Origin of the sequence: Rhodococcus opacus (genome assembly GCF_012396235.1) — a bacterium.
In the GTDB taxonomy this organism is placed as follows: Bacteria; Actinomycetota; Actinomycetes; order Mycobacteriales; family Mycobacteriaceae; genus Rhodococcus_F; species Rhodococcus_F opacus.
The window spans coordinates 1-18,195 of sequence record NZ_JAAXPA010000053.1 but is presented as its reverse complement, the minus strand read 5'-3'; the positions used below and the strand labels follow the sequence as shown (position 1 = coordinate 18,195).

The window sequence follows — 18,195 nt, the reverse complement described above, 5'->3', positions numbered from 1 at the left end:
TCCGGTACGTCAGCCCGTACTCGAGCTTCGGGATGACGGTGTCGCCCACCCACGGTTCCGGGTCGCGGACCATCGATTCGGTCAACGACCAGAACAGGTTCCGCCAGCCGATGACCTCACCGACGCGAGTCTGCACCCCACGGAACCCGCCCGCCCCGGTGGCGTCGAGGGCCTTCATCAGCAGCCCGGCGATGAAGTCCAGTTTCACCGCCAGGCGGGTGCAACCCTGCAGGGTGAAACGCGGCAGGAACCCGGACTGCGGGAAGAACGCGTTGATCTTGTCCACGTCGCCGTACATGAACACGTTCTCCCACGGCACCAGCACCTTGTCGAAGACGAAGATGGTGTCGTTCTCGTCCATCCGCGACGAGAGCGGGTAGTCGAACGGGGAGCCCATCACCGCGGCCTGCTGGGTGTAGGAGGTGCGGCAGATCAGCTTCACCCCCGGCGCGTCCATCGGGACGGTGCAGATCAGCGCGAATTGCTTCTTCTTGATCGGCAGACCGTAGTGGGCGATGAAGTTGTAGTTGGTGATCGCCGAGCCGGTGGCCACCACCTTGGCGCCGGAGACGATCAGGCCGGCGTCGGTCTCCTTCTCCACCTTCATGAACACGTCACCGACCTCGTCGGGCGGGAGCTGCCGGTCCACCGGCGGGTTGATGATCGCGTGGTTCCAGTACAGGACCTTCTCCTGCGATTCCTTGTACCAGCGTTCGGCGTTGTCCTGGAACGGCGAATACAGCTCCTTGTTCGCGTGCAGGGTGCCGAGGAACGACGCCTTGTAGTCGGGACTACGGCCCATCCAGCCGTACGTCATCCGCGCCCAGGTGGCGATCGCGTCACGATCCTTCAGCAGATCGTCGGAGTTCTTCGGCGCCCGGAAGAACGGCATCGTCACACCCCCGCTGCCGGTGTCCGTCGGTGTGGTCAGGGTGTCGACGTGCTCACCGGTATGCATCGCGTCGTAGAGGCGGGCGGTCATCCGGATCGGGTTACGGAACGCCGGATGCGTGGTGACATCCTTGACACGCTCGCCGTGCAGGTAGATCTCGCGGTCGTCGCGCAGCGACTCGATGTACTCGTCACCCGTCATCGGACGGGTGGCGAAGTTCGCGGTCCGGTTCGCTTCACAGTCGGCGGCGACATTGACCTTCGTGCGGTCGACGGCGCTCTCGGGGGCAGCTTCGGTGGTGGTCATGGTGTTCCCTTTCGGTCAGGATTACGAGGCAGCCTGGGCGAGCTGCAGGTGGAGCGGAGTAAACGACGCGGCGGCGTCGAACCATCCGCTGTGGGGGTCGTCGAGGCAGCCGTTCCACGCCGTGGTGCCCGAGGTGGCACCGAGATCGTGGAAGGTGCTGCGGTAGAACAGCAGTGGGTCCTTTGTCGCGTCGACGGAGGCGTCGACGATCTCGCCGATGAAGATGATGTGGTCGCCGCCGTCGTAGGACGCCCAGGGTGAGCACGTGAGCGTGGCGGCGTTGCCGGACAGTGCGGGAGCGATGCCCGCGGAGTCCCACACCGGTTCCGTCCGTTGCGGTTTGCCCGCGAAGTGCATGGCCGTGTCGAGCTGATCGGCGGCCAGAATGTTCACCGCGAACGGCGCATCGCCGAGGTAGCTGCATGCCTTCGACTTCCGGGTCAACGTCACCTGGCACAGCCGCGGCTCGATCGAGACGGCGGTGAAGGCGGTGACGGTCGCGCCGTGCGGCTCGCCGGCGGCATTGGCGCACGTGATCACGGTGACGCCACTGGCGAACTGGCCGAAAATGTTACGCAGAGTGCGCTGGTCCATTTCTCCTGACCGCCTTTCTGCACGATTCGTGCGGTAACCCCCGCGAATGGGGACCAGCACAACGTATGACGGGCATCACAGTCCGTCGATCCGCATTGCGAAGGCGCGATCCGGAACACGAAACGGGTTCGCCGGACGGGGGTCGCCGGCACTTGCAGTGACGTGAGTCACAGGCGATGCTAAGGTCGGGAGTTGCCCATGCGCGGTCGTGGCGCGAGGTGAGAGGTCGGACGTACGCATGCGAGGACAGCTGGAAGGTCCCGGTTTCACCGACTGGGACGAGGTTCACGAGGTGGTCGCGGACGCGTACTTCCCTCACGAGCTGCGTCCGCTGTCGCGGGACACCGCGGCGCGGTCTTCGCTGGAGTCCTCGCAGATGGGCGCGTCCAGGCTCGCCCGGATCGGTTTCGGGGCTCCCGTGTCGATCGAGTCCGACCATCCCGGTGCGTACGGCATCAACATCCCCCTGGCCGGCCGCATCGTCTCCGTCACCGGCGGCACGGAAGTGACCTCGACGCCGGGTCTGGCCACCATCTGCCCGCCCGACACCCGCACCGTCATCACCAACTGGAGCAGTTCCTGCGAGATCATCGGATTCAAGGTGGACCGGGATTACCTGCAGCGCGAAATGGACCGCGTGCTCGCACGGCCCGGGCAGGAGTTGCCGCGGCAACTCGACCTGCGCACCGGAGCCGGCGCCGACTGGCTCAGGTTCGTCCGTTCCGTCGCCGACCAGGCGGTGCGCGAGAGCGTTCTCCTGCACAGTGATCAGGTGTCGCAACAACTGTGCGGAGCGTTGACCACCGCGCTCGTGCTCACCGCGATGCCGGACGACGACGCAGGTGCCGCGGGAATCCGGCCGCGCATCGTCAAGCGGGTCATCGACGCGATCCAGCAGGACCCGGCCCGCCCGTGGAGCGCGGGGGAGATGGCCGAACTCGTCGGCGTGAGCGTCCGGCGGATGCAGCAGGGGTTCCGCGAATATGTGGGCATGACGCCGATGGAGTACCTCGTCGACGTGCGCCTCGAGCGTGTTCACGCCGACCTCACCGGAAGCAGCTCCTGCGCAACCGTTTCCGAAGTCGCGACACGCTGGGGGATCATGCACACCGGCAGATTCGCCGCCGCCTACCGCCGCAAGTACGGCGTGACGCCGTCCGAGTCACTGCGCGATCGCGGGCTCTGATCGGTCCGGTGGGGAGGCGAGTTCCGCCCCCGAAACTTGTCGGACCCCGCGGTAGTATTCGCACATGAGTATTGCTTATCTGCTTAAGTGGACTGATTGATTAGAACTCACCGAAAGTGTTGCTGGACACTGAATCAGCGTCCTCAGATTCGATATGGTGGCTGGCTGCGGTGCCACCGATGAGCTCGGCGAGCGGATGGGGATCGGTGTTGACGCTCTGCTGCAGCAGCCGGTAGAAGAGCATCCCGCGAGCCTTTGGCCTGCGTCGATTTAATCGGAAGGCGAACTCGTCCAGATAGTACTGCAGGTGTTCGCGTTCGACGCGGTAGTGGTGGGTGCCGGCATTCCATCGTTTGAGCAGCGACGCGATGCGATGCGGCCCCGGAAGGGTGACGTGGCCCGGTTCCGGCGAGCTGTACCCGGATGTGTACTCGTGGGTGAATCCCTCGTCGGCCAGTACGCGGAACATCCGGGCGCCGTCCGTCCGGATCAGAGAGCCGGGTTCGACGGTGGTGCGGGCGAAGTCGACAACCTGTTTGGAGCCAGGAGCGTCTGCGACCCCAAGGCGCACCCGTCCCAGAACAAGCCTTCTATTCACTTGTGTTCCAAGCCTTTCCACGGAAATCATGACGGGAACTTTGTCCGTTGACGCTCCCTGTTTGCCGGTGGCTCTGCCTCCGACGAAGGACTCGTCGACCTCGACGACACCGAACAGAAGGTCGCGGTCGGGACGCACCATCGCTCGCCGCAACTTGTGCAGCCACGCCCACGCGGTCTCGTACGAGCCCAGACCGAGCATGTCGTGCAAGTTCTGAGCGGAGGCTCCATTCTTCTGCGACGTCACCAGCCAGATCGCAGCGAACCACGTGCTCAACGGCGTGTGAGTCCGGTGAAAGATCGTCCCGGCGGTCACCGAGGTCTTCCGCCCGCAGTCGGTGCATTTCCAGTGCCGTGTCGATGTTCGCCATGCCTTGTCGCCGCCGCACACCGGACATCGAAATCCCTCCGGCCAACGCAAATCCGCTAGATATTCCGCGCACGACGCGTCGTCGGGAAACCATTCCCGAAACTCCTGATACGTACGCGGGTAGTCCACGCCACCCACCGGGCCCTCAGCTGCGAAATCCACTTGACCAGCATAGGTCCACTTAAGCAGATAAGCAGTACATGAGTTCGACTGGGGGGGTCGGTGGGTATCCGGGTGGCGGAGCATCTGTCGATGCTCGCTGCCGCGGTGGACGGGTTGCTCGATGCCGGGTTGGCCGAGTTGTCGGACAGTGAGCTCGTCGAGGTGATGCGCGGGGTGGAGCAGTCCCTTCGCCGCGCGGAGACGGTCTCGCATCGATTGGTGGTGGAGAGCGTGGAACGCTCGGCCCCGGCGAGTCTGGGGTATACCTCGCCGAGAAAGCTCCTGATCGACGTGCTCCGGATCTCGGGCGCGGACGCGTCCGCCCGTGTCGCCGCTGCCCGTGAACTGGGGGTGTGGCACACCCTAGCCGGCGATCCGATGCCACCGGTGTTGCCCGAAACCGCTGCGGCACAGGCCGACGGTGACATCGGCACGGATCATGTGCGGGCGATCACCAAGGCGATGCGCAAGATTCCCCACGCCGTCGGCAACGAGGCGGTGGCCGGCGCCGAGGCAGTGCTGGCCACGTTGGCGAGAAGCGGTACCCCGGAGGATGTCGAGCAGGCCGGGCACCGGCTGCTGGCATATCTGAATCCGGACGGAAGTCTCGGCGACGACCGCGACCGGAAACGCCGACGGGGCATTTCGATCGGCCGGCAGGACACCGACCCGGACACCCTGGTCGTCGACGAGGAGGCTACCGCGCTGACACGGGCACGGCTGCGCCAGGACCGCCTCGAACGCGGCAAACCGTACAGCGAGTTCGGCAAGGAATTCGTCACGCCCGAACCCCCGAAGGATCTGCTGTACTACGGGTCGTGGGGCGATGACACCGACAAGCTCACCGCCACCTACTTCACCGTCAACGGTCCCGAGCGGGTCGAGTCCACGGTTGAGGACATGCCGATCATCATGATGCCCGACGCCCGAGACCTCAAGGTCGCCGCGCTCGAGCAGCGTGTCCGCGAGCTCGAGGACAAGCACGGCGAACAGGTCAACCGCAAGTCCTGACCTGCAACCAACCACCCACACCGCGTGGCCCGAGCCCGGGTCCTCACCGTCCATGGCTCGGGCCGCGCACCCCACGCCCCTCCCTCGGGGCGGACCACCCTTTCATTCCAGGAGATGTCATGACAGTCGACTTCGATTCGGTCCTGTCCGCACCGCGGTCCGGTCGCGACCGCGCGGTGATCATCGACCACCACGAGTACGCACAATCGGTGTTCCTCCGGGGCCAGCCCGTGCCCTGGACGGACCCCGTCGCGTACGCGAACTTCATCGGACAGGCGCAGGGGCTGTTGAACCCCGATGTGACATTGCTCGACCTCGGACGGTTCTACAGCTCCAGACTCACCGCGAACAATGCCCTGCGCGAGGCAATGTCAACGCGAACCAGGATCGGCTACGCACTCAAGACCCTGCTCGCCGACCCGGGGACGGCCAAGCAGGCGTCGGAACTCGCATCAGTGTTGGCGCAGACATCCAAAGCGCCCCTGGTCCTGCAGATTCCAGAACCGACCGTCTGGCTGGCATCGACGCACGAGGGTAGTGGCGCGGGATCGGCCGAAGACATCGATGTCGACGACGCGGAGAACATGTCGATCTACGTCGCCGACTGGCTACGCGGTCTGGCAGCCCTCCCCGTATCGGCACTCCTGCTCGACACACGCTGGACGGGATCCGTGCTGCCGGACGTGCCACTTCCGACCTATTCGCCGATGCTCAATGTCACCGACCACTATCGGTGGCCCTGGGTCAACGCAGCGCCACCGCCATCTCGATTCTGAACGGGCCCGAAGGTGCCGTGGTGCCGGAGCAGTTCTGGCTCAGCGAGGGATCGCGGGTGGAGGATGCGAAGTTCTATCTCGCCGAGATACCCGCCGGCGCGGTACCCGAAACGGTGTTGACCCAACTGGCGACCCTCGGAACAGGAGCCTGAGCATGGAGAAGGTAGTGCCGTCGGCACGCGATGCCGTCGCCGACATCACAGACGGTTCCACTCTGGCGGTGGGTGGTTTCGGGTTGTGTGGGATTCCGGACGCGTTGATCGCGGCGATCGGTGCGGGAGGGGCCACGAATCTGGAGGTGTTCTCCAACAACTGCGGCGTCGACGACTACGGGCTGGGGATCTTGCTGTCGGCGGGCCGGATCCGGCGGGTCACCGCCTCGTACGTCGGGGAGAACCAGGAATTCGCCCGGCAGTACCTGGCCGGGGAACTCGAGGTGGAACTGACCCCGCAGGGCACGTTGGCCGAACGCCTGCGGGCCGGTGGGGCTGGTATCCCGGCGTTCTTCACCCCGGCGGGGGTGGGGACCCCGATCAGCGACGGTGGTCTGCCGTGGCGGTACGGGTCCGACGGTTCGGTGGCATGTCCCCTCCGAGGTAGACCCGGGAATTCGCCGGTCGGACATATGCCCTCGAAGAGTCCATCACCGCCGACTTCGCCCTGGTGCACGCCGAGATCGGGGACACCGAGGGAAATTTGGTGTTCAACAAGACAGCGATGAACTTCAACCCTCTGGCCGCGATGGCAGGGCGGGTGTGCATCGCCCAGGTCGAGAAGCTCGTAGAGCCGGGTGAGATCGATCCGGCGCAGGTGCACCTGCCGGGTGTGTTCGTTCAACGCCTGCTATGCACCGGCCCGCAGGACAAGCGGATCGAGAAGCGCACGGTCACGGAGGTGGCGTCATGAGTTGGACTCGTCATCAGATGGCCGAGCGGGCGGCGGCGGAGCTGAAGCCGGGGGAATACGTGAATCTGGGGATCGGGTTGCCGACCCTGATCCCGAACTATCTCCCCGAGGGGGTGAAGGTCGTTCTGCACTCGGAGAACGGGATCCTGGGAACGGGACCATACCCCACCGACGATCAGGTCGATGCCGACCTGATCAACGCGGGTAAGGAAACGGTCACGGTCAACGCGGGCGCGGCGTTCTTCGACTCGGCGGTCTCGTTCGGCATGATCCGCGGTGGACACATCGATGCCGCGGTCCTCGGTGGCATGCAGGTCTCCCGAACAGGGGACCTCGCCAACTGGATGGTGCCGGGCAAGATGGTCAAGGGCATGGGCGGCGCCATGGATCTGGTGCACGGTGCCCGGCGCGTCATCGTGGTCATGGAACACACCGACCGCGATGGCGGCGCCAAGATCGTCGACACGTGCACGCTGCCGCTCACCGGGCAGGGTGTCGTGCAGCGGATCATCACCAACCTCGCGGTCATCGACGTCGAGGGCGGGAAGTTGATCCTGCGCGAAACAGCACCCGGAGTCACCCCCGAGCAGGTGCAGAACGCGACAGACACCGCCCTCGTCGTCGACCCCACCTTCGCTACCGACGACTCCGGGAACATCGATGCCTGAGTCCACCAGTTCTGGGATTGTTGCCGTCCCCCGACGGGTCGTCTCCTTGGATCGTTGAAGGACTTCTCGGGCTCCGATCCGGGTGGATCGCGATCCGCCGCGAGCGGGTCCGGATACCGGGAACGGAAAGGCCCGCCCCGCGCATGCTGCGTCCGATGTCCCCGACCGAGTCGATGTTCTTGCTCGGCGAGTCCCGTGGGCATCCGATGCACGTCGGGGGCCTGACCGTGTTCGCACCATCGGAGGGCGCCGAGTCGGCGGATGTGAGGGCGATGTTCGAGGACGCGGTCGCCCGCGGCGAGGTGGCACCCCAGTTCCGCAGGCGGGCCCGGCGATCGGTGACCACCCTCGGGCAGTGGGGCTGGGACATCGACACCGACGTCGACCTCGGTCACCACGTCCGCTACGACACCCTGCCGCACCCCGGCGGGAAGACCGACCTGCTGCCATTGTTGCTGCTACAACGCCCTGCGGAATCCGGCGTGACTCTGCGCGATGTGGATTGTCGCGATGCAATGGCTCCTCTACTTTCCCTTGATCAGCGCTGTATTCATGGAAGGTAGGCGCGTGATGGAGACAATGACGCTGACCCGACGTCGCGGGTCTGACGGTAGCTTGAAATCTGTTTCTACTGCACTGGAGTTGCTCGACTGTTTCGAGTCGACAGGCGAGCTTGGGGTGACTGACCTTGCCAGGCGACTAGGAGTGGCCAAGAGCACCACACACCGGTTACTGACCACATTGAGTGGCAGCGGTCTGATCGAACAGAACCCCGAGACGGGCCTGTACCGGTTGGGCCTTCACTTGCTCGAGCTGGGTCAGCTGGCCAAGAGGAGACTCCGTCTACGTACGGCCGCGCTGCCACTTCTAGAGGAGTTGCGACAACGGACTGGCCACACCGTCCACTTAGCTGTGCCCGAAGGGCCGGACGTGCTCTATGTGGAGCGGCTGGTGTCGCTGAGCGGAGTCCAACTGTTCGAGGACCTCCCTCACCGGTTACCCGCCCACTGCACCAGCGCAGGCAAGGTGATCGCCGCGTTCAACCCCGACTTTGCCCGACTTCGTGATACCGCGGGATTTCCAGCTCGTACGTCCCAGACGATTCGCACCAGCGCCGACTGGCAAAAAACACTGAATGTGGTTCGCGGCCAGGGTATCGCGTTCACCCGGGATGAAGCCTCCATGGGCATTACCTCCGTTGCCGCGCCAGTCCGCGACCATACGGGACGAGCCCGTGCCGCAATCGCGATCATCGGAGCTACCCGCGAGTTCGCGCACAGCGCCGAGCGGCCCGCTCGCTTGGTCGTCCTCGCCAGCTCCAAACTCGGACAAACCCTCTGCCTCTGAGAGTGACGATGTACGTCTGTCTGTGCCTGGGGGTCACGACCCGCACCGTGACCGAGGCCGTAGCCGATGGCGCGGCAACCAGCAAGCAAGTCCGCGCAGCCTGCGGCGCCGGGTCGGGATGCAACCGGTGCTGGCCCACCATCCGCGCGATCATCGCGGCGGCGGATGGAAACCGCGCTCAAATCGACCCATCCGGAGGGACCCGAGTCGATACGAGTTGAGTTATGCGCCCGAGGTCATCTACGGGGGTCTGTGCCCCGACTGCTCGACATCACACACTTCGCGGTGACACACGTGATCACAGCCCGATTCACCCACCCCGGAGGAACGCCGTGACCGAGGACGGCCCGCCCGTACCGGACGAACACCCCCATTGCAGAGGCCAAGGCGGAGCACGGTTGCCCCGTGGTGTCCGGTCGCTGCACGCACCCCACCGAAGGTGAGGGAAACCGCACCCCACCGAAGGTGAGGGAAACCGTGACTGGTGGCCGAACCAGCTCAACCTGAAGATCCTCCAGAAGAACCCCGCCGTGGCCAATCCCATGGGTGAAGGGTTCGACTACGCCGCCGAGTTCGAGACCGTCGATCTGGATGTCCTGAAGAGGGACATCGAGGAAGTGATGACGACCTCGCAGGAGTGGTGGCCCGCCGACTACGGCCACTACGGACCGCTCTTCATCCGGATGGCGTGGCACGCCGCAGCCACGTACCGCATCAGGGGCGGTCGCGGCGGTGCGGGGGCCGGGATGGCGGTTCGCGCCTCTCAACAGCTGGCCCGACAACGCGAGCCTCGACAAGGCCCGCCAGTTGCTGTGGCCGGTCAAGCAGAAGTAACGCCAATAAGGTCTCGTGGGCCGATCTGATCGTCTTCGCCGGCAACTGTGCACTGGAGTCGATGGGCCTCGAAACCTTCGGCTTCGGCGGCGGCCGGGTGGACCAGTGGGAGCCCGAAGAGGACGTCTACTGGGGCCCGGAAACCACGTGGCTCGGCGACGAGCGCCACACCGGCGAGCGGGACCTCCAGAATCCGCTGGCCGCGGTCCAGATGGGCCTGATCTACGTGAACCCGGAGGGGCCCAACGGCAACCCGGACCCGCTCGCGGCAGCGACGGACATCCGCGAGACCAACCGATCCACCGAATCGCTGAACCTGACAGTGAAAAACCCAAACGAGTTGCCCCCGGCTATCGCACCTTTCGGAACTACCGGCCGCGGCTTCTTCTCAACCACAGCCGAATCCGCAACAACCACCTGATTCACCATCAGAATCCGCCAACCCAGCGTTGTGGCGTAGAGCCGGGAATCTCACTCCGTCGCAAATAGTTCGAGCTGAATATTGTCTGGATCACGAAACACCAAAACCGAATAGTGGAACGGATCACTCATCTCGGTGATCGCGGATCGCGCAACACCGAGCTGATCGAGCCAATCCGCCCAAGCATTCAACTCCTCGCGACTTGCAACCGAGAGAGCGATGTGATCCAGCCCAGTCCGGCGTTCATCGAAGCTTTCACCGCTGTTGTCAGCGTGATGATGCAAACCGAACGCAAGATTCGACCTCGGATCGGTCAGGAGCACCGCATACCCTGAACCCTCACTGCCGTAATGCGGAAACTCCGTGGGGACCCGTTCGAGGCCGAATACTCGCTGGTACCACTCGACGCTTGCTTCTATATCGGTCACCGTCGGAGAGAAATGATGCACACCCAGTATCGCTGGATTTCGCTTGGAAGTGTTCGACTTTTCGTCGGCGAGAACGTGATCTTCACTAGTTGTCATCTCTACCTCACTTTACATAGAACAGCCCTGTTGACCCGTCCCGACCGGACCGACGAGCGACGGCCCATCTTTCACCAATCATCCGGTGGCCCTGCATCGTTGAACCGCCACTCGTCTGAGATACCATGACGATATTGCTGCGAGGGCCCCAGTGGGGACAGTTCCATTCATTTTGAAAAGTTCAAGATTCCTGTTCCGACTCTCACCAGATGAGATCCACGAGGCCGTCCCCATCCGTCCGCCCCGCCGTAACAGCCTGACCGAGGACTTCAACTTTCCTTCCGCTCATGCAGCTGATCGGTCCCGAAGCGAGCGCGTCGAATCTGGCGGGGCAGGTTACCGCTGGGCGCGTCAACCTGCCCCGCGGCGACTTCTTCGCAAATCCTCGGCCAAATTACTTGAATCCACGCCTCGTGAAGTGCGCGCTTGTCGCATATTCCCGAGCGGGTTTAGCCTGGATCCGTGGAGACTACGCAGGCCGTAACGGCGTGTGAATGACGAAAGCGCCTCCCGTAGTGAGACAATCAAGATTCTCACATCACGATCGTCCACATACGGAAGGGCACTTTCGGTGCAATCATCGCACACGTTCACGGCTGGGTCCGCGGTGTTCGACGAATACAATCTCGTGTCGGCGGCCGGGCTGGTCCCGGTCCTCGAACTCGCCGAACAGGCCGGCCTGTCGGAGCTGATCGACGGCCATGTCGACCTCGCCTCCACGCGGGTGGCCTCGGGTGCCGCGAACCCGGTGGGGAAACTGACCTCGATCATCGCCGGCGGCTAGCTCGGCCTCGAGCCGCACGGCCTGTTCGGATATCACCGCGCCGGCTCGGGTGCCCAGCGCCGCATCGATCGCGTCGGCGATCTGGGTGGCCGCGATGATCGCCTGGGGCAGCTTCGTGGTGACGACCGCCTCGAGCGCCATCTTGTTTGCCAAGTGGTGCTCCGAATCGTCTACCCACGCCGCCAGTAGGGCGTCCAGCCACCGGCGGTGGTCGGCGAACCAGTCCGAGGGGTGTTGCGCCAGCAGGCTGTAGGCACCTGCCTCCAACACGGCGGCTTCGTCCAGGTACCGGTAGAGCACCGGATAGATCAGACGGTCGAGCAGATCAAGAGCGAACATCGACTTCGCCCAGTCACGCTCGACGAGCAACTCCTCCACGTAACGGCGAAGCCCTTGCAGCGCAGGAGACTCCAACCACATGAGCTTGGCCTCAACCAGGACATCGTCGGTCCTGTCTCCGAGCGCCATCCCGATCCGGCTGAGCATCTGCGCAAGCCCGATCCGATCGAATGACGCGTAGGACAGACACTGGGAAACCGTTGCCCCGTAAGCGAACCGCGCCCCCTCAACGAGCACGAGCTGGGCTCCGGACTCGTAATGCCGCAGCGGCACGATGATTGATCCGAGCACCGCACGCCACGCCTGTGGTAACCGCTCCAACAGATTACGCTGCTCGACATAGTCCAGCGTCTTGCCGAACGAGTCGTGCAGCTGCGCACGCGCGCTGACATAGGGCGCGTAGTAATACTGCCGGGGATCGATAAAGGTGTCCGGTGCGCTCAGCCGCAGCGCGGTATACCCCTCGTCGTAGAGTTCATGCTCGGGGTCCCAGAATGGCCGATAGTGGAAGTTCTCCCTCGGCTGAACCCCGATCGTCCCTTCCTCGTACCGCGTCGCCGGCCGGTCGCCATTGCGCTCGATCAGTGCCTGAAACGTGTGGCGTCTCGGCTCGATGACCTGTTGCCGAAGTTCGTACTGCACGATTGTGCCTCCCTTGCGTCGCAACAAACTGTGGGTCACTCACGCGACGCATCCCACCGATGTTCCACATGGCGGAACACCCGCAGACGGGAGCAACCTCGCGCGGCCATGGTGAGAGCTCGACCGAACAGGAACGCGGAGGTAGTCGATGACACCGTTCATGCTGCGGATCAAGTCCCTGATCACCGGAGATCACGACGGATGGGGCGAGCCCGAACTGCGGTGCAGCGTGGCGCGCACGGTCGGCGAGGGCACGCACGAACAGGTGGAGCTGCGGTCCCTAGCCGAGCAGTTGATATGCGAGGCCAACGCGGTACTCACCGAGTTCACCGGTTCGAGAATCAGTCTCGAAGATCATGGTGGAATTCGCGATCTAGCGTTCTCGCTGCGTTACGGCGACCGCTGGGCACGCGTGGTCACCAGTTTCGACGATCACGTCGCATTCAGCCAGCTGCTCGCACCGGGCGAGAGCGACACGATGCGTGAACTCGCCGGCCCGGAGGCTCTGGAAGAGCTGATCGGCACACTCGTCGCCACCAGGCCGACGGAAAGCGTCCGAGCGTGAACGAGGTGAACGAGGAGATCGGCCGCACGATCGACGTCGACGGCATCGCGACGAACTACCATGACAGCGGCGAAGGTTACCCCGTGCTGCTCGTGCACGGATCAGGCCCCGGAGTGTCGGCGTGGGCGAACTGGCGGCTGACCATTCCCGCGCTAGCCAAGCAGTTCCGCGTGCTCGCACCAGACGTCCTGGGATTCGGCTACACCGACAGGCCGCGCGGGATCCGGTACGACACCACGAACTGGTCGAGACATCTCATCGGATTCCTCGACGCCCTGAAAGTCGAACGGATCGCGGTGGTGGGCAACAGTTTCGGCGGAGGACTTGCGCTGCGCCTGGCCATCGAGCATCCCGACCGAGTGCATAAGCTGGTGCTGATGGGAAGCGTGGGCGTGCGATTCCCCATCACCCCTGCACTGGATGCGGTGTGGGGCTATAGACCGTCGGTGGCGCGGATGCGCTCGCTCCTGGACGTGTTCGCCCACGATCGGCGTCTGGTCAGTGACGAGCTCGCCGAACTGCGCTACCAGGCGTCAGCTCGACCTGGCGTGCAAGAGGCGTATGCCGCCATGTTCCCCGCACCCCGCCAGCGTGCCCTGGACGCGCTCAGCCTGTCGGAGGAACGCATCCGCACGATTGGTCACGAGACCCTCGTCATTCACGGCCGCGACGACGAAGTCATCCCGTTGTCGGCATCCGAGCGGCTCGAACGACTCATCGACCGTGCTCAATTGCACGTGTTCGGCCACTGCGGCCATTGGGTCCAGATCGAGCACTCGGACCGATTCAATCGTCTCGTCGCAGAATTCCTCTCGGAACCGTTGCCATCCGGTTTCGAACCGAATATCCAACCACAGTGAGGTAGCAACTATGACTTCCGTGCTCATCGCCGTAACCGGCGTCGACTACTGGACTCTCGCCGACGGCACCAAACACCCATGCGGATACTGGCCGGAGGAGCTGGCCGCACCGCACAAAGTCTTCACCGAAGCCGGCCTCGACATCACGATCGCCACCCCGGGCGGGATAGTGCCGACCGCCGACCAAGCGGGATACACACCGGAGATGAACGGCGGTAGCGCCGCGGCCGGGCAGAAGATCGCCGACTACATCGGATCGATCGCCGATCAGCTGGCCGCCCCTGCGGTCCTGGAGGACATCGACCCCGCCGACTTCGATTTCGTGTTCGTGCCGGGCGGGCACGGGCCAATGGAGGACCTCGCCGTGTCGGAACCCTTCGGGCATATCGTGCGGCGCTTCACCGACGCCGGCAAGCCGGTCGGCGCGGTGTGCCACGGACCGGCAGCACTGTTTCCAGCCAAGGCCGACGACGGATCGTGGCTCTTCTCCGGCCGCAGGCTGACCGCGTTCAGCAACGTCGAAGAGGGCCAGGTCGGGTATGCCGCACGTGCCGCGTGGCTGCTCGAGGACCGCCTCAAGTCCGAGGGCGGTATCTACAGCGCAGCCGACCAGCCATGGGGAGAACTGGTCGTCGTCGACGGCAACCTCTACACCGGCCAGAACCCGGCCTCCTCAGAGCCACTAGCGCGTCGGCTGGTCGCCGACACCACGAGCTGACCCGCTCACCCGCGGCAGCGGAGCATCAAGGAGGTGGTGCGGTACGGGTGGTCTGCGAACGGTGAATTCCAACGATCGATGCAACATGCGTGCGAGATACGCGCCGACTCGTCACCGGCGCAGTGCATCGCTCTTCGAGCCCAGCGCCGACATGACCGACGTGATATGCCGGTCCAACGGCATGCGACGCTCACCGCTGGAGGCTTACCTCGGTGACCCGCCGGTAGTGTTACCGCGTCAGTGATGGGAATTCTTTTGATGCCGACTTGCGGAGTGTCTCCGAGGGCGCCTCGCCGAACTTGTTGCGATAGGCCACAGCAAAGCGACCAAGGTGCGCGAATCCCCATCGGTACGCAGTATCTGAAACAGACGTCCACAACGCCGGGTTGCTGAGATCCGCGCGCACACGCTGAAGGCGGACCTCACGCAAATAGCAGGTCGGGGATACACCGACGTAGCGCTGGAAACCGTCCTGCAGCGTGCGGGCGCTGACCCCTATCGCGCGAGAGAGATCCGACATCGACCATGGTTGGTCCGGCTGCTGTTCGAGCAGGTCGATCGCCTGCTTCACCGCACGCGGCCGAGCGGGTCCGTGTGTGCTGCGTAGCAGCTCGGAGTAGTTGTGGCCCTGGCCGACCAGTAAGCCGGTCATCACCAGTTCTTCGACCCGTGCGACCAGCAGCGGCTCATGACCCGTCTCTGCGTCGCGTTCCATCTCAGCTTGCAACAGCCTGACACTGTCAACCCAGGTGCGCAGTGACGGGGAGGTCAGATCCATGCTGAAGTCGAAGCACAGCGGCGCCTTGATCTCGCGGCACAGCAAACCTTCGAGCTGTCGTTCCAGGGCGTGGCGCTCGATGCGTACGAAAATCATGCTGTAGTCGGGGCTGAGCGCGATCATCGCGGGGTCCTCCGCCCGATACGCCACGCCGAGGGACGGCATCGACGGAGCGGTCTCGTGCTTGCCCCGCTGAGCTTCCGCCTTTCCGGTGAGCGGCAGCGTGAAGAAGTACAGCGCTTCGGTCGTCGGCGCCTCCAGCGTGATAGGAGATTCATACCTCAGATACGCCAGAGTCGTGCTGCCGAGCTTGGCCGCGTTCATACGGGCATCCGAAGAAACTGCACCGAAGGCCTTGACCTTGTGCGGAACGAGTAGACGCCCACCGACATCGCGGATCACATCGAGGTCACCGGTACGGAACTGAGCGCAATGTGTAAGGGGTTCCCGTAACACGTAGAAAAATCACCTCCGAGGTAACTTCTGGGGTTCTCCCCGCGCGTGAGCGCGTTGCCATTGACGCGCGCGGAAACACCGGCATACGCCAGTGTGTTGTGACTCGCGTCACGTGATTATATGTCAGATGCGGTACCGGTTCGAGCAGATCCGTTCCGCTGAACGGTCCGCGGACCGGCGATTCCTCGGCGTGCCGGCTGCCATGGCGATGACCCTCGCAGCGGTCCTCACCGCGTTCGCCGTCCTCGGCGCCGCCAAGCTGGCCCTCATTGTCCCGCGCGGAAGCCCGCGGGACAATGATGGGCGGCGGGAACTGGCGGGCGGGCACGGGCCCAGAGAGGGCGATCATGAGCGTGTGTCCCGGTCGGTTTGCGACAGAAGCTCCCTTCTCCCCACACCACCATCCACCCGAACAGCAGGCCGAGGCCGGCCGCAAGGTGCCGCCGCCAGGTGGACCCGCTTACCGTCGCGGACCTCTGATACTGCACGGCGCCGTGCATGTATCGGGCTCCTCGGTTTCCGCGTCGGGCGCCGGAGGTGTTCGCGTGGTGGTTGCACGGTGTCGGCGACCCAGGGCCGCCCCGCGTGCCGGCCCGGGTGCGGCGCTCCTTTCCGTTCCCGACGGGGTGGCGGCCGGCCGAGTCGGTGCGAGTGTGCCTGGATACCGGCCGGGTATCGCGTCGGCATGGGGATTGACGTCGGCGGCTGTGCATACCACGGAGGCGGGATTGGTCGGGTGCCACCGCAACACGAGGATCGTCAGGGTGTCCCGGACCCGAGCAGGGAGTCGAGGCATCAAGGATGAAACACTTATCGCACTGAAGCACGAGGAACTCGACCACGGTCTGTCTATCCCGGCCGAGGCCACTACCAAGGCGTGCGCCTGAGCCGACCGGATCGACCCCGCCTGCGCCGGCCGGCGCCGAATCAACGTGGCAAGGAGGGTCGTGCACCAGCTGCTGCACTGGCCGGCAAGCCGGGGGCCAGATCAGTGGGGGAGGACCTCGTAGCCGTCGAGCGGCACTTCGATGGCTTGTTCGATGCGGTCGGTGTAGGGGTGTCGCAACTGCCCGGTTCGATGGACGAGAACGCCGCCACCAGGATCGTCGCGATTGCTGCGGCATCCGGGCGTCCCGGCGGCACTGCTCATCCATGCCGCCTCGGCGGACCAGCGCCGAGGAGGGGGTGATCGACGCACTGGCGGGAACGGTAGAGCTCCATGCGCTGCGCTCGGCCTGCCTCGACAAGGAATGCCGACCAGTTCCCCAATCCGACGCCTCACACCAGCCCGGATCCGCCTGAATCAGGTCCTGATGGGCCGTTCGAGCCGGATATCGCGGAGACCAGCTCTCGGGCAGGACCCTCACCGCGCTCGAGTCGATCGAGCGAGACACCATCGTCCAGGGCATTATGTGACGCCGCCGGCAGCCGCGTGCAGGCCGCGGCAAGCCTCGGGATCGCACGTTCGTCGCTGTACCGCAAGCTGTGCGGCATCGAAGTCGACGGGCGGTTCGACGCTGTGGCCGGGATGACCAGCGCTATGCGGCAGGCGCCGACGCATCGCACCCGTCGACGACCACCCAGGCCACCTCGGTCATCGTGAGCATGTCCCGAATCGGGCCGCCCACCTACAACGTGTCGACGACACGTCGCCCACCGATAGCGGGCCCGCCCGCCACGTGAGGGACCGGCACGAGAATCTCCGCGGGCAGCGCGCTGCGACTTCCCTCGTGCGCAGTAGTTCCTCCTCGGCAGCCCGCAAGGGCATGTCCTGCGCCCCGGGCAGGTCACCCGGATCGTCGTCGCCGACGGATTGGCCGATGTGCTGTTCTACTTCGCCTCGAATTTCGCCAAGAAGCTTCGGAGCCGACAAGCACGGTGAGCAGAGCATCTTCTCCACCATCGGGCTGGTACCCGTCTACTGTTCGGCGTCCTGGTCACCTACGCGCTGCCCATCCTCGGATGGCATGCCTCGACAACTTCCAGAACGCCGCCAGGTCGCGCGTCGCCGCCGGCGACTGACAACCCGCCGCTCTGGATACCCCCTTGCGCTGCGGCCCGCGACGGCCGGCACGGCCACGTCGAGTCTGCGTGGCGATGAACCCGACAGCGACGCGGTGTGTCCGGCGTCACAATGACTGTAGACTTCACTATTGTGACCGAACCAGTGCCGCCGACTCGGCGGCACAGGCCGGCATGACTGAGAAGCGGAAGACCTCCGTTCCCGCCACGAATCGAACCGCCCATGTCCGAGGCCAAGCCCGAAGACACTCAGCGGGACCAGGGTCCCGATGCAGTCGGTGCCGAACTCGAGGCCGAGGGGTTCGAGGAGGCGCACGAGATCGGCCGCGGCGGATTCGGCACCGTATACCGATGTTGGGAACGATCACTCGACCGAGTCGTGGCGGTCAAGGTTCTCTCTGCGGACCTCGATGCCGAAAGCCGCGCGCGATTCGTCC

18 protein-coding genes and 5 pseudogenes are annotated in these 18,195 nt (G+C 64.7%); 16 read left to right on the top strand and 7 right to left on the bottom strand.

Going from position 1 to position 18,195, the window contains the following annotated elements; genetic code table 11:
- Together HGB39_RS36720 and HGB39_RS36715 are read right to left on the bottom strand one after the other, a co-directional pair.
- A partial coding sequence (locus HGB39_RS36720; RefSeq protein WP_168443001.1) for a 4-hydroxyphenylacetate 3-hydroxylase family protein occupies positions 1 to 1,198 on the bottom strand: 1,198 nt, incomplete at its 3' end.
- 21 nt (positions 1,199 to 1,219) lie between these two features.
- Positions 1,220 to 1,792 carry a flavin reductase family protein gene (locus tag HGB39_RS36715; protein ID WP_064080371.1) on the bottom strand — a complete coding sequence of 191 codons (573 nt, stop codon included), beginning with the start codon at positions 1,790 to 1,792 and terminating at the stop codon, positions 1,220 to 1,222.
- Between the two features lie 238 nt (positions 1,793 to 2,030).
- Here HGB39_RS36715 and HGB39_RS36710 point away from each other — a divergent pair, with 238 nt between their 5' ends.
- Complete coding sequence (locus tag HGB39_RS36710; protein WP_064080370.1) at positions 2,031 to 2,978, top strand: AraC family transcriptional regulator; 948 nt, start codon at positions 2,031 to 2,033, stop codon at positions 2,976 to 2,978.
- A 100-nt stretch (positions 2,979 to 3,078) separates the two neighbouring features.
- Here the strand turns inward: HGB39_RS36710 and HGB39_RS36705 are convergent, their stop codons facing one another.
- Positions 3,079 to 4,083, bottom strand: a complete 1,005-nt coding sequence (locus HGB39_RS36705) for an IS1595 family transposase (protein ID WP_064080369.1) — start codon at positions 4,081 to 4,083, stop codon at positions 3,079 to 3,081.
- 96 nt (positions 4,084 to 4,179) lie between these two features.
- Between HGB39_RS36705 and HGB39_RS39380 the strand changes: the two genes are divergently transcribed.
- The 9 genes and pseudogenes from HGB39_RS39380 to HGB39_RS36665 form a co-directional block, all read left to right on the top strand.
- Positions 4,180 to 5,118, top strand: coding sequence for a DUF222 domain-containing protein (locus HGB39_RS39380; protein WP_248949800.1), 939 nt, complete (start codon positions 4,180 to 4,182; stop codon positions 5,116 to 5,118).
- Between the two features lie 119 nt (positions 5,119 to 5,237).
- Positions 5,238 to 5,894 carry a hypothetical protein gene (locus HGB39_RS36695; RefSeq protein ID WP_247607608.1) on the top strand — a complete coding sequence of 219 codons (657 nt, stop codon included), beginning with the start codon at positions 5,238 to 5,240 and terminating at the stop codon, positions 5,892 to 5,894.
- 20 nt (positions 5,895 to 5,914) lie between these two features.
- Positions 5,915 to 6,046, top strand: coding sequence for a hypothetical protein (locus HGB39_RS39740; RefSeq protein ID WP_267204580.1), 132 nt, complete (start codon positions 5,915 to 5,917; stop codon positions 6,044 to 6,046).
- Between the two features lie 2 nt (positions 6,047 to 6,048).
- Positions 6,049 to 6,800 (top strand): annotated as a pseudogene (locus tag HGB39_RS36690) (CoA transferase subunit A).
- The gene (locus HGB39_RS36685) at positions 6,797 to 7,468 is read left to right on the top strand and encodes a 3-oxoacid CoA-transferase subunit B (protein WP_064080368.1); all 672 of its coding nucleotides are present in this window, start codon (positions 6,797 to 6,799) and stop codon (positions 7,466 to 7,468) included. Before HGB39_RS36690 ends, HGB39_RS36685 begins: the two are co-directional and overlap by 4 nt.
- Before the next feature lie 143 nt (positions 7,469 to 7,611).
- A pseudogene (locus HGB39_RS36680) lies at positions 7,612 to 7,923 on the top strand (wax ester/triacylglycerol synthase domain-containing protein); the annotation flags it as partial.
- Positions 7,924 to 8,020: 97 nt separating this feature from the next.
- Positions 8,021 to 8,815: an IclR family transcriptional regulator gene (locus tag HGB39_RS36675; RefSeq protein ID WP_312029824.1), complete on the top strand. Its 795-nt coding sequence runs from the start codon at positions 8,021 to 8,023 to the stop codon at positions 8,813 to 8,815.
- Positions 8,816 to 8,823: 8 nt separating this feature from the next.
- Positions 8,824 to 9,036, top strand: coding sequence for a (2Fe-2S)-binding protein (locus HGB39_RS36670; protein ID WP_081276530.1), 213 nt, complete (start codon positions 8,824 to 8,826; stop codon positions 9,034 to 9,036).
- A 184-nt stretch (positions 9,037 to 9,220) separates the two neighbouring features.
- Positions 9,221 to 9,947, top strand: a pseudogene (locus HGB39_RS36665) (peroxidase family protein); the annotation flags it as partial.
- A 173-nt stretch (positions 9,948 to 10,120) separates the two neighbouring features.
- Here the strand turns inward: HGB39_RS36665 and HGB39_RS36660 are convergent.
- Entirely contained in the window at positions 10,121 to 10,594 is a 474-nt protein-coding gene (locus HGB39_RS36660; protein WP_081276528.1) for a VOC family protein, read from the bottom strand.
- 571 nt (positions 10,595 to 11,165) lie between these two features.
- Here HGB39_RS36660 and HGB39_RS40560 point away from each other — a divergent pair.
- A pseudogene (locus HGB39_RS40560) lies at positions 11,166 to 11,372 on the top strand (IS1380 family transposase); the annotation flags it as partial.
- A 183-nt stretch (positions 11,373 to 11,555) separates the two neighbouring features.
- On the opposite strand, the pseudogene HGB39_RS39375 reads toward HGB39_RS40560, so the two are convergent.
- Positions 11,556 to 12,359 (bottom strand): annotated as a pseudogene (locus HGB39_RS39375) (ferritin family protein); the annotation flags it as partial.
- A gap of 148 nt (positions 12,360 to 12,507) precedes the next feature.
- Here HGB39_RS39375 and HGB39_RS36650 point away from each other — a divergent pair.
- From HGB39_RS36650 to HGB39_RS36640, 3 genes are read left to right on the top strand one after another with little or no spacing between them, the layout of a single operon-like run.
- Positions 12,508 to 12,924 (top strand): hypothetical protein, encoded by a 417-nt coding sequence (locus HGB39_RS36650; RefSeq protein WP_064080362.1) that lies wholly within the window; start codon positions 12,508 to 12,510, stop codon positions 12,922 to 12,924.
- Complete coding sequence (locus tag HGB39_RS36645) at positions 12,921 to 13,784, top strand: alpha/beta fold hydrolase (RefSeq protein WP_064080361.1); 864 nt, start codon at positions 12,921 to 12,923, stop codon at positions 13,782 to 13,784. Before HGB39_RS36650 ends, HGB39_RS36645 begins: the two co-directional genes overlap by 4 nt.
- A 10-nt stretch (positions 13,785 to 13,794) precedes the next feature.
- Complete coding sequence (locus HGB39_RS36640; RefSeq protein ID WP_064080360.1) at positions 13,795 to 14,502, top strand: type 1 glutamine amidotransferase domain-containing protein; 708 nt, start codon at positions 13,795 to 13,797, stop codon at positions 14,500 to 14,502.
- 229 nt (positions 14,503 to 14,731) lie between these two features.
- Here the strand turns inward: HGB39_RS36640 and HGB39_RS40070 are convergent, their stop codons facing one another.
- Positions 14,732 to 15,682 (bottom strand): AraC family transcriptional regulator, encoded by a 951-nt coding sequence (locus HGB39_RS40070; RefSeq protein WP_162276237.1) that lies wholly within the window; start codon positions 15,680 to 15,682, stop codon positions 14,732 to 14,734.
- 1,042 nt (positions 15,683 to 16,724) lie between these two features.
- On the bottom strand, positions 16,725 to 16,886 hold the full coding sequence (locus tag HGB39_RS36630; protein WP_155756017.1) for a hypothetical protein: 162 nt from the start codon (positions 16,884 to 16,886) through the stop codon (positions 16,725 to 16,727).
- A gap of 69 nt (positions 16,887 to 16,955) precedes the next feature.
- Here HGB39_RS36630 and HGB39_RS40445 point away from each other — a divergent pair, with 69 nt between their 5' ends.
- Both HGB39_RS40445 and HGB39_RS36620 read left to right on the top strand, forming a co-directional pair.
- Complete coding sequence (locus tag HGB39_RS40445; RefSeq protein WP_267204581.1) at positions 16,956 to 17,339, top strand: helix-turn-helix domain-containing protein; 384 nt, start codon at positions 16,956 to 16,958, stop codon at positions 17,337 to 17,339.
- 642 nt (positions 17,340 to 17,981) lie between these two features.
- Positions 17,982 to 18,195, top strand: a 214-nt coding sequence (locus tag HGB39_RS36620; protein WP_210753214.1) for a hypothetical protein, incomplete at its 3' end; no start/stop codon positions are given.

Bases quoted from the DNA above. Each gene is read 5' to 3' on its own strand.
- HGB39_RS36715 (WP_064080371.1), bottom strand. From the start codon at position 1,792: ATGGACCAGCGCACTCTGCGTAACATTTTCGGCCAGTTCGCCAGTGGC.
- HGB39_RS36710 (WP_064080370.1), top strand. From the start codon at position 2,031: ATGCGAGGACAGCTGGAAGGTCCCGGTTTCACCGACTGGGACGAGGTT.
- HGB39_RS36695 (WP_247607608.1), top strand. From the start codon at position 5,238: ATGACAGTCGACTTCGATTCGGTCCTGTCCGCACCGCGGTCCGGTCGC.
- HGB39_RS36685 (WP_064080368.1), top strand. From the start codon at position 6,797: ATGAGTTGGACTCGTCATCAGATGGCCGAGCGGGCGGCGGCGGAGCTG.
- HGB39_RS36675 (WP_312029824.1), top strand. From the start codon at position 8,021: ATGGAAGGTAGGCGCGTGATGGAGACAATGACGCTGACCCGACGTCGC.
- HGB39_RS36670 (WP_081276530.1), top strand. From the start codon at position 8,824: ATGTACGTCTGTCTGTGCCTGGGGGTCACGACCCGCACCGTGACCGAG.
- HGB39_RS36660 (WP_081276528.1), bottom strand. From the start codon at position 10,594: ATGACAACTAGTGAAGATCACGTTCTCGCCGACGAAAAGTCGAACACT.
- HGB39_RS36650 (WP_064080362.1), top strand. From the start codon at position 12,508: ATGACACCGTTCATGCTGCGGATCAAGTCCCTGATCACCGGAGATCAC.
- HGB39_RS36640 (WP_064080360.1), top strand. From the start codon at position 13,795: ATGACTTCCGTGCTCATCGCCGTAACCGGCGTCGACTACTGGACTCTC.
- HGB39_RS36630 (WP_155756017.1), bottom strand. From the start codon at position 16,886: ATGAGCAGTGCCGCCGGGACGCCCGGATGCCGCAGCAATCGCGACGAT.
- HGB39_RS40445 (WP_267204581.1), top strand. From the start codon at position 16,956: ATGCGCTGCGCTCGGCCTGCCTCGACAAGGAATGCCGACCAGTTCCCC.